Source organism: Streptomyces sp. NPDC006602 (genome assembly GCF_042870385.1).
GTDB lineage: Bacteria > Actinomycetota > Actinomycetes > Streptomycetales > Streptomycetaceae > Streptomyces.
This window is the reverse complement of sequence record NZ_JBIAHG010000070.1, coordinates 1-13,976: the sequence shown is the minus strand read 5'-3', so window position 1 is coordinate 13,976 and position 13,976 is coordinate 1. Positions and strand designations below refer to the sequence as shown.

The 13,976-nt window shown below is 73.2% G+C and carries 13 protein-coding genes; 3 read left to right on the top strand and 10 right to left on the bottom strand.

Features of this window, described 5'->3' with window-relative positions; genetic code table 11:
- Nucleotides 1–99: 99 nt before the first annotated feature.
- Both ACFYO2_RS48570 and ACFYO2_RS48565 read right to left on the bottom strand, forming a co-directional pair.
- Nucleotides 100–675 (bottom strand): RNA polymerase sigma factor, encoded by a 576-nt coding sequence (locus ACFYO2_RS48570; RefSeq protein WP_388363678.1) that lies wholly within the window; start codon nt 673–675, stop codon nt 100–102.
- A gap of 59 nt (nt 676–734) precedes the next feature.
- Entirely contained in the window at nt 735–2,165 is a 1,431-nt protein-coding gene (locus ACFYO2_RS48565; protein ID WP_388363675.1) for a S8/S53 family peptidase, read from the bottom strand.
- Between the two features lie 147 nt (nt 2,166–2,312).
- On the opposite strand from ACFYO2_RS48565, the gene ACFYO2_RS48560 reads away from it, so the two are divergent.
- Nucleotides 2,313–4,880 (top strand): CHAT domain-containing protein, encoded by a 2,568-nt coding sequence (locus tag ACFYO2_RS48560; RefSeq protein ID WP_388363686.1) that lies wholly within the window; start codon nt 2,313–2,315, stop codon nt 4,878–4,880.
- A 92-nt stretch (nt 4,881–4,972) separates the two neighbouring features.
- Here the strand turns inward: ACFYO2_RS48560 and ACFYO2_RS48555 are convergent, their stop codons facing one another.
- On the bottom strand, nt 4,973–6,802 hold the full coding sequence (locus ACFYO2_RS48555; protein ID WP_388363672.1) for a LuxR C-terminal-related transcriptional regulator: 1,830 nt from the start codon (nt 6,800–6,802) through the stop codon (nt 4,973–4,975).
- 77 nt (nt 6,803–6,879) lie between these two features.
- Here ACFYO2_RS48555 and ACFYO2_RS48550 point away from each other — a divergent pair, with 77 nt between their 5' ends.
- Entirely contained in the window at nt 6,880–7,965 is a 1,086-nt protein-coding gene (locus ACFYO2_RS48550) for a M12 family metallopeptidase (RefSeq protein WP_388363671.1), read from the top strand.
- A 172-nt stretch (nt 7,966–8,137) separates the two neighbouring features.
- Nucleotides 8,138–8,509 carry a hypothetical protein gene (locus tag ACFYO2_RS48545; protein WP_388363668.1) on the top strand — a complete coding sequence of 124 codons (372 nt, stop codon included), beginning with the start codon at nt 8,138–8,140 and terminating at the stop codon, nt 8,507–8,509.
- Nucleotides 8,510–8,702: 193 nt separating this feature from the next.
- Here ACFYO2_RS48545 and ACFYO2_RS48540 read toward each other — a convergent pair whose 3' ends face one another.
- The 7 genes from ACFYO2_RS48540 to ACFYO2_RS48510 form a co-directional block, all read right to left on the bottom strand.
- Nucleotides 8,703–9,572 carry a glutathione S-transferase C-terminal domain-containing protein gene (locus tag ACFYO2_RS48540; protein ID WP_388363666.1) on the bottom strand — a complete coding sequence of 290 codons (870 nt, stop codon included), beginning with the start codon at nt 9,570–9,572 and terminating at the stop codon, nt 8,703–8,705.
- A gap of 121 nt (nt 9,573–9,693) precedes the next feature.
- Nucleotides 9,694–9,816: a putative leader peptide gene (locus tag ACFYO2_RS48535; protein ID WP_388363663.1), complete on the bottom strand. Its 123-nt coding sequence runs from the start codon at nt 9,814–9,816 to the stop codon at nt 9,694–9,696.
- Between the two features lie 59 nt (nt 9,817–9,875).
- Nucleotides 9,876–10,361, bottom strand: coding sequence for a hypothetical protein (locus ACFYO2_RS48530; protein ID WP_388363683.1), 486 nt, complete (start codon nt 10,359–10,361; stop codon nt 9,876–9,878).
- The gene (locus tag ACFYO2_RS48525) at nt 10,358–10,942 is read right to left on the bottom strand and encodes a helix-turn-helix domain-containing protein (protein ID WP_388363680.1); all 585 of its coding nucleotides are present in this window, start codon (nt 10,940–10,942) and stop codon (nt 10,358–10,360) included. The genes ACFYO2_RS48530 and ACFYO2_RS48525 overlap by 4 nt, the downstream gene beginning before the upstream one ends.
- A gap of 84 nt (nt 10,943–11,026) precedes the next feature.
- Nucleotides 11,027–12,118 (bottom strand): FAD-dependent oxidoreductase, encoded by a 1,092-nt coding sequence (locus tag ACFYO2_RS48520; RefSeq protein ID WP_388363660.1) that lies wholly within the window; start codon nt 12,116–12,118, stop codon nt 11,027–11,029.
- The gene (locus tag ACFYO2_RS48515) at nt 12,115–13,434 is read right to left on the bottom strand and encodes an FMN-binding glutamate synthase family protein (RefSeq protein ID WP_388363657.1); all 1,320 of its coding nucleotides are present in this window, start codon (nt 13,432–13,434) and stop codon (nt 12,115–12,117) included. The genes ACFYO2_RS48520 and ACFYO2_RS48515 overlap by 4 nt, the downstream gene beginning before the upstream one ends.
- 133 nt (nt 13,435–13,567) lie before the next feature.
- Complete coding sequence (locus ACFYO2_RS48510; RefSeq protein ID WP_388363655.1) at nt 13,568–13,888, bottom strand: hypothetical protein; 321 nt, start codon at nt 13,886–13,888, stop codon at nt 13,568–13,570.
- Nucleotides 13,889–13,976 lie beyond the last annotated feature (88 nt).

The following is a 13,976-nucleotide window of genomic DNA, read 5'->3' as shown; positions in this document are numbered from 1 at the left end:
AACGGAGTTCTCCGGGCGGGCAGTCGGCGATGAAACAGGAAGTCTCACGGCGCGAGCCGTAAGAATCTCCTCCCTTCAGGGAGGAGAGCGTCAAGTCGTTCACAACGCTCCCCGTGCGTCGAGTCGGGCCCGAAGGCGGCGCAGACAGCGCTGGCGCAGCGGCCCGATGCTGCCCACCGCGATACCCAGTGCGCCGGACACCTCCTGGTAGCTCGGCGGCGGCGATGCCATCAGTACCCGCAGCAACTGCCTGCACCGGTCGCCGAGTTCCTCGAACTCCTGCCACACCCGCCGGATCCGCTCGGTCTCGGCGGCGGCCTCCTCCGAGTCGAGGAACGACTGCTCGGGCGTACGGTCCTCGCTGATCCGGTCCAGGACCTGCGGGTCGTCCGTCGGCATCATCCGCCTTAAGCTCTTGAGCACCTTCAGGCACTCGTGCCGCGCGGTGCTGGCCAGCCAGGAGCCCGCCTTCTCCGGTTCGCGGATCCGGCCCAGGTGCTGGGCGAAGCGGAACCACACGGTCTGGTACACCTCGTGCGCGTCGGCGTCGGACATCCGATGTGCGCGCACCACGGACCACACCAGTGGGCTCAGCCCCTCCACCAGCGCCTTCCAGGCCGCCCCGTCCCCGTCGACGGCGGACTGGACGAGCGCGCCGACATCTGCACGGTCCACGGTCCCACCCCTCGTGTACGACAGGTCATCGTACGCCGTGGAGTGGACAGTTCCGGCCGTCATGCGCCCGCCGGGTGCTGCCCGACCGGGACCGGCCGCCAGGTGGCCGGCCGCAGCGCCGGTACGTGCGCCCCGCGCACCTCGGCGAACTCGGTGTTGGAGGCGAGCAGTTGCAGCCGGGCGGCGCGGGGGTCGGTCTCCTTGTGCGCGGTCATGTGGGCCGCGACCAGGCCCGCGACGACCGGGGTGGCGAAGGAGGTGCCGCTCCAGTGCGCGAGTCCTTCGAACGTGACCCGGTCGGGCGTGACGGTGTCGCCCTCCTCGCTCAACACGCCGGTGTGCTGCGGGGACTGGCAGGTGCAGGCGTAGGTGAAGCCGTAGCGGCAGGCGTCGTACGTGGAGTGCTGGTACACGTACGGGACGGGTGCGTCGAAGCCGGTGAGGGCGCTGGTGAGGCGCTCGCCGGGGGCGTAGGCGTTCACCCAGGCGCCGTGGTTGCTGAAGCAGGCGCCGTACTCGCCGTCGCCGCGCAGCGCGCCGACCGACAGGACGGCGCTCCGGTACTCGGGCAGGGAGGCGTAGGCGGCGGGCCAGAAGGGCGTGGCGCTGGCGTTGTTGCCGGCCGCCGCGACCAACAGGGTGCGCTGCTGCCGCAGTTCCTCCATGAAGGCGTCCATGCCGAGCAGTCCGTCGGTGCGGCCGTTGGAGGTGCCGGCGGAGAGGCTGATGATGTCGGGCCAGCCGTGCGCCTCGACGGCGTCGAAGAGCCGCTCGCCGAACTCCGACTCCAGGATGGCCCCGGCGTCGCTGAGCGTGCTGCGGACGGTGACATCCGTGTTGGGTGCGACGGCCGCGACGAGCCCCGCGATGAAGGTGCCGTGGCCGACGTACTGCAGGAGGTTGCCGCTGCCGTCGGTCTCGGTGCCGTGCAGGTCGCCCTGGACGTGGGCGAGCAGCGGGAAGGCCGCGTAGTCGTGCGTGAGGCCGTTGTCGATGACGAGGACGCCGACGGCGGTGTCCGTGTCGTGGCCGGCCTCGGCAGGGGCGGGGTTGGTGCCCTGGGTGAGCGGGGCGGGCACGGGCTCGTCGCCGGGACAGGAGTTGACGGCGATCGACACCACGTGGTTGCGGCTGACCAGTCGGCGTCCGGCGCGTGACTCGGGCTCGCGCAGGGCGCGCAGGGCGCTCGCGACGGCCAGGTCGCCGCGCCGGTCGCCCTGGCCGGGGTCGCCGACCCGGATGCGGGTGATGCCCGAGCGGTTGGTCTCCGGGCTCGCCCGTCGCACGTGGTCGGCGGTCAGGTCGGGCGCCTCGGTGAAGTGGGTGCGCAGGTTCTCCTCGACGAGCCGCGCCTCCTCACCGTCGCGGGCTAGCACGACTCCCTTCTCGTAGATGAACTCCGCGGCGTCGTCCGGCCCCAGGGCCAGGGGGACGTCGGGCATGGAGCGCTGGATCTGGTCGAACTGCTCGTGGAAACGCTGTGGTGCCATGGCATGTCCTCCCCTTGTGACGGCGGTCGTCAGTCAGAGCCGCGGGTGCGCTGATTGATACAGCGACAACCGGTGTGACGTGCGACCGGGGCCACTACCATCCATGGAGTGACAGCGGGAAGCGACTCGGTTCTCGAACTGCTGCCGATGGTGTTCGCCGCACCGAACGAGGCTCTGGCACGGGCACAGGCCGTGCTCGACTCCGATCCGTCGCCGTGGTGTGCCTCCGTCGCCCACCAGGTGGTCGGGATCTGGCAGCGGGACTGGGGCGATCTCCGGATCGCGCTGCACCATCTGCGCCTGGCCCGCGATCTGGCGGTGCGCGCGGAGTCTCCCGACCGGGAGGCGGACGTCCTGGCCGCCCTCGGCGTGGCGCTGGTGCACGCGGGCCGTACCCGGGAGGGCCTGAAGGCGCTGGAACGGGCTGTCGCGGTGAGCAGCGGGCACACCCGCGCGCGGGTCCGGTACCGGCGGGCCTACGCCTCGTGGGTGCTGGGGCATCACCGGGAGGCGCTGGAGGACGTGCGCCGGTCGGTCCCCGTGCTGCGGCAGGCGGACGACGTCATCTGGACGGCGCGCGCGCTGACCCTGCGCGCGACGGTGCATCTCGCGCTCGGCGCGGTGGACCGCGCGGAGGCCGACTTCGCCGCCGCCGAGGCGCTGTGGGACACCACCGGCCAGGAGCACGACAAGGCGGACGCGGTGGAGAGCCGGGGCCTCGCCGCGTTCCGGTCGGGCGACATCCCGGCGGCGCTGCGGCTGCTCGACGAGGCCGGGGAGCGATACGCCAAGCTCGGCACGCCGACCTTCATGCTCAACATCCGGCGCTGCGAGGTGCTGATGGCGGCCGGGCTCGCCCCCGAGGCGCTCGGCGAGGCGGACGCGGCGATCGCCGTCCTCGACGGTATCGGCGGGCAGTCCACCCGCAAGGCCGAGCTGCTGCTGGCCGCCGCGCGGGCGGCCCGGCTGGCCGGTGATCCGCACACGGCGATCGCGCGCGCGGACATGGCCGTACGGCTGTTCGCCGGGCAGCGGCGCACCTGGTGGGAGACGCACGCCCGGCTGGTGCTGATCGAGGCGCGGGTGGCCGCCGGGCGCGGCTCGGGGCGGCTGGTCGCGGACGCCGCCGCGGTGGCAGACCGGCTGGCCTCCTTCGGCGCGCCGGCCGCGCCGGAGGCCTCGCTGCTCGCCGGGCGGATCGCTCTCGGCCTCGGCTGGACGGCCGACGCCGAACGGCACCTGACGGTCGCCGCCCGCAGCAGGCACAGCGGCCCGCCGCTGGCGCGGATGACGGGCTGGGCGGCGCAGGCGCTGTGGGCCAGGGCCGCCGGTTCCGGCCGGGGCGTCCTGGAGGCCTGCCGGCGCGGTCTCGACGTGCTGGACGACCACCGCACCACCCTCGGCGCCTCGGAACTGCGGGCCCGGGCCACCGCGCAGGGCGCGGAGCTCGCCGCACTGGCCCAGCGGGCCAGTCTCGACTCGGGCGGCCCGCGGCGGCTGCTGGTGTGGAGCGAGCGCTGGCGGGCCACCGTCCTGGCCGCGCCGCCGACCCGGCCCCCGGCCGACCCCGCCCTGCTGAGCGGGATGACCGCCTTCCGGGAGATCGCCGCCCGCGCCGAAGCCGCCCGGATGGAGGGCCGTCCGGTGCCGGCGCTGGAGCGCGAACAGCGGCGCCTGGAGCGGGAGATCCGCTCCCGCACCCTGCACATCCGCGGCGCCGCGCCGGGCGACGGCGACCGGTTCGACCCCGCCCGACTGCTGGAACGTCTGGGGGACGACGTACGGCTGGTGGAGCTGGCCGTCCTCGACGGGCGGGTGCAGGTGCTGCTGTGCGGGCGGGGGCGGGTGCGGCGGTTCGAGGCCGGTCTGCTGGCCGAGGCGGAGACCGAGGCGGAGCATGTGCAGGCCGGGTTGCGGCGGCTGGCCCATCCGGGGGCTCAGGCGCGGCTTCCGGTGGTGGAGGCAGCGGGGCGCCGCCTGGAGGAGCTGCTGTTCGGTCCGGCGGCGGCGCATCTGGGCTCCGGCCCCGTGGTGGTCGTACCCCCGGGACGGCTGCACCGGGTGCCGTGGGCGCTGCTTCCGTCCCTGCGCGAGCGGGTGTTCAGCGTGTCGCCGTCGGCGAGCAGTTGGTTGCGCGCGCGGGACACGGTGCCGCCGCGGGGCGGCCGCCACGTGCTGGTACGGGGGCCGGGGCTGGCGACCGGCGGCGCCGAGGTGTCCGAACTGGCCGACCGGTACAGCGGATCGACCGTGCTGGAACATGAGCAGGCCCGTGTTCCCCAGGTGTTGCAGGAACTGGACGGCTCGGCGCTGGCCCATATCGCCGCGCACGGCACCTTCCGCGCGGACAGCCCCCTGTTCTCGTCGCTGCGGATGGCCGACGGCCCGCTCATCGTCCACGACTTCGAACGCCTGGACCGCAGCCCGTACCGGATCATCCTCTCCTGCTGCGACACCGCCCGGTTCGCGTCCGTGGGCGCCGACGAGCTGCTCGGCCTGGTCACCGCGCTGCTGCCGCTGGGCACGGCCGGGGTGGTGGCGTGCAGCGCGCCCGTCAACGACGCCGCAGTGGTGCCGCTGATGCTCGCCCTGCACAAGGGGATCAGCGCGGGCCTGTCCCTGGCGGAGGCCCTGCGCGACGCCCGCGCCGCATTGCCGGGCGACGCGACCCACCAGGCGACGGGGTGGGCGTTCTCGGCGTTCGGGGCGGCCTGATCGCTTGTGTGTGGCGGTCTGGCCCGTGGTGTGTGGCGGTCTGACCCCTCCCCCGATGACGGGGGTCAGACCGCCGGTCCGATGGGTGCGGCTCAGGCCGGCTGCGCTTGAGGCAGTTCGACGAGCCACGGGAGCGCGCCGCGGTCGCTCGCGCCGAGGCGGGCGTACGCGCTGTAGAGGTGGTTGCCGACGGTACGGATCGACAGGGTGAGCTTCTCGGCGATCTGCCGGTTGCTCAGGCCGGCGGCGGCGAGCGTGACGATCTGCCGCTGGCGGGCGGTCAGTTCCCCGAGGACCAGGCCGGACAGGGCCGGGGTGCGGGCGCCCTGGCAGCGCCGGGCGAGGGCGACGGCGCGCGTGCGTGAGGTGCGGGCGGCGCGCGGGTCGCGATGGGCGCGTACGGCCTGGGCGTGCGCCTCGGCGGCGAAGAGAAGGAAGCCGCGTTCCTCCAGCTCTTCGGCCGCCCGGTCCAGGGCGGGACCGTCGCCGCGGGCGAGCGCGTCGGCGTGCGCGCGGAAGACGCCGGTCAGCCGGCCGCGGTCCGGCTCGGGAACGCCGAGCCGGACCGCGTCGTACACCTCGTCGGTGATGGCCTCCACGGCCCCGTCGATGTCGCCGGCCGCCGCCGCCTGCCAGGTGGCCGCCCCACCCCCGTGAGGGCGGCCACCCAGAACTTGGTACGCGATCGTCGCGTCGCCCGACTGGGCGGCGGCGAGGGCGAGTTCGCGCCGGCAGGCCGGACGGTCCCCGGTGCCCCGCAGACCCTCCCGCGCCCAGGCGGCCGCCTCGCGCAGCTCTCCCCGCAGCCGCGAGAACCGCGCGCGTACGGCCGCGTATCCGGCCGGCACCACGGCGCCCTCGTCCAGCAGCCACTCCCCCACGGGTGCCGGGATCGCCCGTACGTCCGCCCGCTCGATCCCCCTGGTCAGCGCGGCGGACTCGGCGGCCAGGGCGGCCGAGCAGCTGTCCGGCGTGCAGGCCAGCCGCCGGGCCCGCAGCCGTCCGGCCGCTACGCGCAGGACCGGGCCGTACAGGGGGTGGGCGAGGCGGACGGAGCCGTGGTCGTCGACGTGGACCAGGCCGTCGGCCTCCAGGTGTTCGAGGGGCCGCAGGTCGAGGTCGTCCATGGGGAGCGGGAGGGGCTCGGCGAAGGCCAGCCGCTCGAGGGTCTCGCGCTCGTCGGGGGCGGTGCGGTCGAGGAGGTGCGCGGTGCGTTCGCGGACGGTCGCCGTGATCGGCACCGGGCCGCGCCAGGCCCGTGCGCCGTCGGTCCCCGGGACGGGACTGAGACGCTCGCGCACGGCACCCAGCAGGTCGCGCAGCAGCCGCAGGTCGCCCTGGCACAGGCGGTACAGGCGGTTGACGGTGAGCGGCTCAAGACCCTCGCCTGCGCCCACGGTGAGCAGCTGGGTCGTCTCCTCGCGGGGCAGCGGCTCCAGGGCGAGGCGCGGCAGCAGCTCGCCGGTCCACAGACGGGAGATCGCGCCGGGCACCGGGGCGCCCTCGGTGGCGACGACCAGAAGGCGGGTGCGGCCGTGCACGGCCAGCTGGTGGACCAGGGCGGCCGAGGCGTCGTCGAGCAGGTGGGCGTCGTCGACCAGCAACAGCCGGGTGCCGGACAGGAGTTGGACGGCGCGGTGCAGGGAGACGGACTCGGGCAGCAGGTGCGCGAACGCGGCGAAGGGGAGCTGCCGGGTCTCCGGCGTCCCGGCGACCTTGGCGCAGTCGGTGCCGCGCACGGCCTCGGTGGCGAGGCGGGTCTTGCCGCTGCCCACCGGGCCGGTCACCACGATGCCGTGGCGGGCCGCGGTCAGGGCCCTGCGGACCAGCTCGAGTTCGTCCTCCCGCCCGGTGAACGGCCAGGGCAGTTCCAGCGTCTTCGCGTCCCGTTCGAAAATCGTCACGACAGCAGGAGCCGCCATACCCACGCCTGATACAGGGGGACTTGAGTAGCCCCCGACTCAGGCGCCCCGAGGGCGGCCGCGGCAGTCTGTTCGCCATGACCGCACGCTACTGCTCACTCGCGCAGCAGCCGGCCCCCGCCTTCGCGCCGGGACTGGCCGCCGAGCGGCACAGTGCGCTCATCGCCGGCGGCCGGATGTGGGCCAACCACACCGTGCTGCACTACTGCTTCTTCGACGACGACACCGACGGGTCCGTCATTCCCGTTCCGGGATCCGGCACGACCGGGCGGGTGTCGTGGGTCGGCTCGAAAGAGCAGCGGGACGTCGTACGCGAGTGCTTCCGTGAGTGGCAGGACCTCGGCATCGGGGTGTCCTTCACCGAGGTCGGCGACCGTTCGGAGGCCGAGCTGCGGATCGGGTTCCAGCTCGGCGACGGCTCCTGGTCGACCGTCGGCAAGGACGCCCTCCAGGTCGGCCTGAACGAACGCACCATGAACTTCGGCTGGGACCTGACCGCGCCCGGGGAGCGCGGGACGGCCCTGCACGAGATCGGGCACGGGCTCGGCATGCTGCACGAGCACCAGAGCCCGTTCGCGGGCATCCACTGGGACGACGAGGCCGTCTACGCCGATCTGGCGGGCTCGCCGAACTTCTGGAGCCGGGACCGGACGCACTTCAACATCCTGCGCAAGCTGGATGCGCGGGAGGTGAACGGCTCCGTCTGGGACCCGCAGTCGATCATGGAGTATCCCTTCGAGGCGGGGCTGATCCTGGAGCCGGAGCAGTACCGCGCGGGCATCGACCCGCCCGGCACGCTCTCCGCCGCCGACAAGGAGTACGTCCTGCGCTGGTACCCGCCGGGCGAGCCCCGGCGGGCGCCCGCGCTCGTGCCCTTCCGCTCGGCACCGCTCGGGCTGGGCCCGGGCGAGCAGGCCGACTTCGTCGTCGAGCCGCCGGAGACCCGCGAGTACACCGTGGGCACCTTCGGCGACAGCGACGCGCTGGTGGTGCTCTTCGAGGAGCGGGACGGCGAACCCCGCTACCTCGCCGGCGAGGACGACGGGGGCACCCCGCGCAACGCCACGATCAAGGCCCGTCTCGTCAAGGGCCGCCGCTACTTCGTCCGTGTGCGCCTGTACTCCGGCTGGGGTTCGGGGGAAACAGCGGTCATGTGCTGGTGACAGCACATGCGGGCCGCACACGGGCGAGGCTGGACCACTGTCCGGCGCCGGGGGAGCGGTCGGGGCACGTCACCTTCGGGGGAGGGTGGCGTGCCCCGACCCATGCCGGGATGTCAGTCCTGGGTCGTAGCCTGATCCGCACACAGGGCAGCGACCTTCGGGGAGACAGCACGTGATCACCGGATACGTCATCGGCGAAAGCCTCCGTCCCGGCGCCGTGTTCGAGCCGCGCGGACTGCGGCTGCGCAAGATCAGCCGGGTCGATGTCGGAGCGAGCGCGACCGACGGGCAGCCGCGGCTGTGGACGCTCGTCGAGTGGGAGAGCGACGGCGACGACATCTCCGGGCTCGCGAACGCCTTCGCCGACGCGCTGGAGCCGGAGAACGGCTGGTACGCCGACTTCACCGCCGGCGACGAACGGGTGGTCGCCTTCGCCGGCAAGGTCTTCCGCTATCGGCGCGGCGACGAGGCGGGCCGCGCCGAAGCGATCGCGTACGGCCGGTCGGTGGGGACTCCCGAGCATCAGCTCGACTGGGGGGAGTGATCCGGCCGGTCTTCAGGACGCCACTCGCTGCTCGCCCCTCACGTCGTCCGGGTGGGCGAGGCCCAGGTGGTCGCGCAGGGTCGGGCCTTCGTACTCGGTGCGGCGTCAGTCACAACGGCCCGGCCATGCGGTCTGTTCCGGCTCCGGCGGCTCATCTCCGGGAACTGTCGGGCGCCCTGACTCTCGGCGACGGTCAGGCGCTGCGACCGGCGTGCCCCGCCCAGTCGAGGATCTGCACGGCCGCTCCGGCGGCCTCCAGGCCCTGGCAGTGGGCGTGGTGCCTGCGGGCGATGCCGTCGAGGTCGAGGTGGGAGCCGAAGGCCGGGTGGGCGGCCAGGCGGCGGGCGTAGGACCACAGGACGGGATGGTCGGCGATGCGGTGCACCGCGGCGGCGTCCAGGTGGTGGCGGTGCACGGTGTCGAGTTGGACCAGCGCGACCCACAACTCGACGTCGGCGGCGGTGATCTGGTCGCGGATCAGGTACTCGCGTCCGACGAGCCACCGCTCCAGTGCAGCCAGGGTCTCCAGCAGCCTGTCGAGCCCCGCGGTACTCGCCGCCGTGTCCTGGCCCGTCGCCCCCGCCGCCTGTGCGGCCTGTTCGATGCCCTGCCCGCACAGCCGCTCCACGGCCTCGATCTCCGACTCCGCCCCGCAGGGGTACAGCGCCGAGCGGCCGCCGCCGAAGTGCCGTGCCAGGTCGCGAGTGATGTCGGGGGCGTGGGTGCTGACGATCCGCCCCGACCAGTCGTCGCTGAGCACCGGCCCGACGGCCGCCCCGGCATACCGGTGTGCGCTCGCCTCGTACAGCGGGCGCAGCGCGGAGTGTCCCCCGTCGGGGCCGTCGGGGACCGCGTCCAGGAACGTGACGGGACAGGCGTCGTCGAGGCCGAGCAGGCTGTGTACGACGGCGATGCGCAGCCCGTTCGGACAGGCGGGTGCGAGATGGAGGCGGTAGCGGCGCGGCACGGCGTAGTGCCCGCTGCGCGCGTCCCGGCCGATCCGGCCCCGGAACGCGGGAGTGGGCTGGGTGGAGGGAACGGTGGCGAGCGGTGTGACGGACATGGTTCTCCCCGGGGTGGATGCGTGGACGTACGCGCGGCGGAAGCGACGTCGGGCGGTGAGCGGGCGGCCCTCCCCCGTGTGCGACGGCGACGCAGCCGTCGGGCGCGGGGAAGGGCCGGGCTCAGCCCAGGGGGCCGATCGCGCTGCACACTCGCAGCAGATCGATGTGACGGCGGGAGGTCAGAAGGGGTGACTGCCCGGACGTACGGCTCGCGTCGGCGGTGACCGGTCCAAGGCGCCCCATGTTTCCCTACCTGTTCACTAGGATTCCCTTCTGGAGTGTCGGTCGAGCTCCGGTCGACGTCAAGAGGGTGTCCACGGGGCGGGCACTACAAGCCAGGCCACGGCGAAGGAGCACAGCATGACGGCGAAGGCGCCGACGGCCTGCTTGCCGAGCAGCGAGAGGCCGCCGCCGTAAAGGAGGCCGTCCACGCCGTTGGGGGCGTCCGGCGTGGCGAGGATGCCGACCAGGAGGGTGCCGGTGAGGCCGCCGACGAGGTGGATGCCGACGACGTCGAGGGAGTCGTCGTAGCCGAACTTGCACTTGAGGCCGACGGCGAGGGCGCAGACGGCCCCGCCGATCGCGCCGAGGGCGAGCGCGCCGAGCGGGGAGAGTGCGCCGCAGGAGGGGGTGATGGCGACGAGCCCGGCGATGGCGCCGGAGGCGGCGCCGAGGCTGGTGGGGTGGCCGTCACGGAGCTTCTCGACCAGGAGCCGGCCGAGCATCGCGGAGCAGGTGGCGGTGAAGGTGTTGAGGACGACGCCGGAGGCGGCGTTGCCGAGTTTCAGTGCTGCGGGCTGTCGCCGAACGACGTCACCGTCAGGAAGCGGATCGGCAACTCGACCAGCTTCTCGGGGCCGTGCGGGGCCTCGCCGTCGAACTGGAGGGCATCACCGGGGCGCAGGGTGTAGCTGGACTTGCCGTGACCGTAGACCATGACGCCTTCCAGCATGTAGAGGAGTTCGGTGCCGGCGTGCTGGAAGAGCGGGAAGACCTCGCTCCGCTCGGTCAGCGTGACCAGGAGGGCGTCCATCCTTTTGTGGGCGCCGCGCAACGAGCCGAGCTGGGCGTACTCGTGGCCGACGCGGGTGCCGCGGCGGACGATCCGGGCGCCGTGTCCGGCGGGGACGAAGACCGCCTCGCGTTCGTCGTCCAGGCCCCGGAACAGGGCGGTGACGGGGACGTCGAGGCCGCGTGCGAGGCGGGAGAGCGTGGTGAGGCTGCACGCGGTCTGGGCGTTCTCGATCTTCGACAGCATGGCCTTGGAGATGCCGACGCGCTGTGCCATCTCGCCGACCGACAGCCCGGCCGCCTGCCGGTACTCGCGTGCCCGGACCGCTATGACGCGCTCCAGCGCCTTGTCGTCCAGGTCTTCGGGGCCCTGAGCGTCGTCGTCGCGGTGGTCGTCGTGGTGGTCGTCGTGGTGGTCGTCGCGCTCTGTCACCGGCGCATCCTAGCCCGCGCGGTCCAGCCGGAACCGGGGGTGGGGATCCGCCCGGCCGGTGGCGAGGTCCGCGGCCATCGCCCCGATCAGCGGGGCGAACTTGGCGCCGTGCCCGGAGCAGGGGGACACCACCACGAAGGAGCCGTGACGGTCGAGGAGGAAGTCCTCGTCGGGGGTGGTGGTGTACAGGCAGGTGGCATCCGCGACGGGGGCGGGGTCCAGGCCGGGGAGGCGGTCGCGGACGAAGGCGCTCACTCGCGCGCGCGAGTCGGGATCGACGGACCCGCTGCGGGTGCGGGCCGTGGTAGGGGTGCCGCGGTCGTGTTCGGCGACCTTCACCGCGGGCAGCGGACCGCCGTCGCCACCGGACGGCAGACCGAAGACCTGCATGCCTTCCCCGTCGGACAACAGGACCGGCCAGCGCACCGACGGCTCGCGCTGCCGGAAGTGGAAGACCTGCTGCTGGGTCACCCGCAACGGCGGCAGCGGAATGGGTAGTTCGAAGTCGGGCAGCCAGGCTCCGGCCGCGATCACCACCGTCTCGGCGGCGATCTCCCGGCCGTCGTCGGTGTACACCCGCGCCTTCCCCTCGCCGAGGACCTCGATGCCCGTCACACGTACGCCGATCAGCGCGTCCGCGCCGTGCTCGATCGCCCGGCGCACACATACCGCGACCGTCTCGTCGGCGTCGACCACGCCCGCGTCCGGGTGGTACAGCGCCGGCCCGGTGAACCGGATGTGCGGCCAGCGCTCCGACGCGGCCCGCTCGCCGAGCAGTTCGTACGGCACGCCGGCCGCGCCCAGTGCGGCGGCCAGGCCCTCCGGGTCGCGCCCCTCCCCCAGGTCCAGGCCACCGGTCATGCCCAGCAAGGAAGTCGAGCTGTCGTCCTCCAGCTCGCGCCACTGTTCGTACGCCTGCCCGGTCAGGCCCACGTAGAAGGGGTCGGCGTACGCCCTCCGGAAGATGCGTGAGGTGCCGTGCGAACTGCCGTGCCGGTGGCCGATGCCGTACGCCTCGATCAGGGTGACCTCGTGACCCCGCCGGGCGAGTTGCCAGGCGGTGGCCGCGCCCATCAGTCCGGCGCCGACGACGGCGATCACAGTCCGGCTCCGGGGATCCAGCTGGTGCCGGCGAGCGGGACGCGGGCCATGGCGGAGGACTCGATGGTGAGGGCGACCAGGTCCTCCGGTTCCAGGTGGAGGAGGTGGGCCTTGCCGCAGGCGCGGGCGAGGGTCTGGGCTTCCATGGTCATCACGCGCAGGAAATTGGCCAGCCGGCGGCCGCCCTCGACGGGATCGAGGCGGGCAGCCAGCTCCTCGTCCTGGGTGGAGATGCCGGCCGGGTCGCGACCGTCCTGGTAGTCGTCGTAGTAGCCCGCGGCGGAGCCGAGTTCGCGGTACTCGGCGTCGTACTTCGGGTGGTTGTCGCCCAGCGCGATCAGGGCGGCCGTGCCGATCGCCACCGCGTCCGCCCCGAGGGCGAGCGCCTTGGCCATGTCGGCGCCGGAGCGGATGCCACCCGAGACGATCAGCTGTACCGAGCGGTGGACCCCCAACTCCTGCAGGGCCTGCTCCGCTTGGGGCAGTGCCGCCAGCGTCGGGATCCCGACATGCTCGATGAACACGTCCTGGGTGGCCGCGGTGCCGCCCTGCATGCCGTCGACCACCACCACGTCGGCGCCCGCGTGCACGGCGAGCTTGACGTCGTAGTACGGGCGGGACGCGCCGACCTTGACGTAGATCGGCTTCTGCCAGTCGGTGATCTCACGAAGTTCGAGGATCTTGATGGCGAGGTCGTCGGGGCCGGTCCAGTCGGGGTGGCGGCAGGCGCTGCGCTGGTCGATGCCGACGGGCAGGGTGCGCATCCCAGCGACCCGTTCGGTGATCTTCTGGCCGAGCAGCATGCCCCCGCCGCCCGGCTTGGCGCCCTGGCCGAGGACGACCTCGATGGCGTCGGCGGCGCGCAGGTCGTCGGGGTTCATGCCGTAGCGGGACGGCAGGTACTGGTGGACGAGGTGCTTGGAGTGCCCGCGCTCCTCCGGGGTCATGCCGCCGTCACCGGTGGTCGTGGAGGTGCCCGCCTCGGACGCTCCCCTGCCGAGGGCCTCCTTGGCCTGGGCGGACAGGGCGCCGAAGCTCATGCCGGCGATGGTGACGGGGGTGGCGAGGCGCAGGGGGGTCTTCGAGTGGCGCGTGCCGAGGACGACGTCCGTGTCGCACCGCTCGCGGTAACCCTCCAGCGGGTAGCGGGACATGGAGGCGCCCAGCAGCAGCAGGTCGTCGAAGTGCGGGAGGCGCCGCTTGGCACCCCAGCCGCGGATGTCGTAGATGCCGGTCTCGGCCGCACGCTGGATGGCGTGGATGGTCGCGCGATCGAAGGTCGCCGACTCGCGCAGGCCGTGGGATGCGGGTTCCAACGGTACAGATCCTCTCAATTCGGGGCGACAAGCGCCCCTTCAGGGGCGCGGGGCTGTGTCGATATGCTGCTCCGCCGCGCGGGCGCGACCGGCCACACGCGGCCCGCCGCCTTGGTACGGCCTCCCTGCGCAGCTAATACGCCGCCGCGTTGTCGAACTTGAAGTGGTACAGCGCCCGCGCCGATCCGTAGCGACGGAAGTCCGAAGGGTCCTCGTCACGCTCAGCCGCCTTGAGCAACTCGGCCAACTCAACGATATGTTCCCCCCGCATCTCCTTCTCGACGCAGTCCGCCCCAAGGGACTTGACCCTGCCCCGGACATAGATGCGCGCCTCGTAGAGGGAGTCACCGAGGGCATCCCCCGCGTCCCCGCACACGACCAGCCGTCCGGCCTGACCCATGAACGCGCTCATGTGACCGACGCTGCCGCCGACGACGAGGTCCACGCCCTTCATCTGGGTCCTCCGTGGATACTCCGGCGTTTACGCCGGAGAGGAAACGGACTCCTGCGGAGCAGGGCAGGGAGCGGTGTTTCGCCGTCAA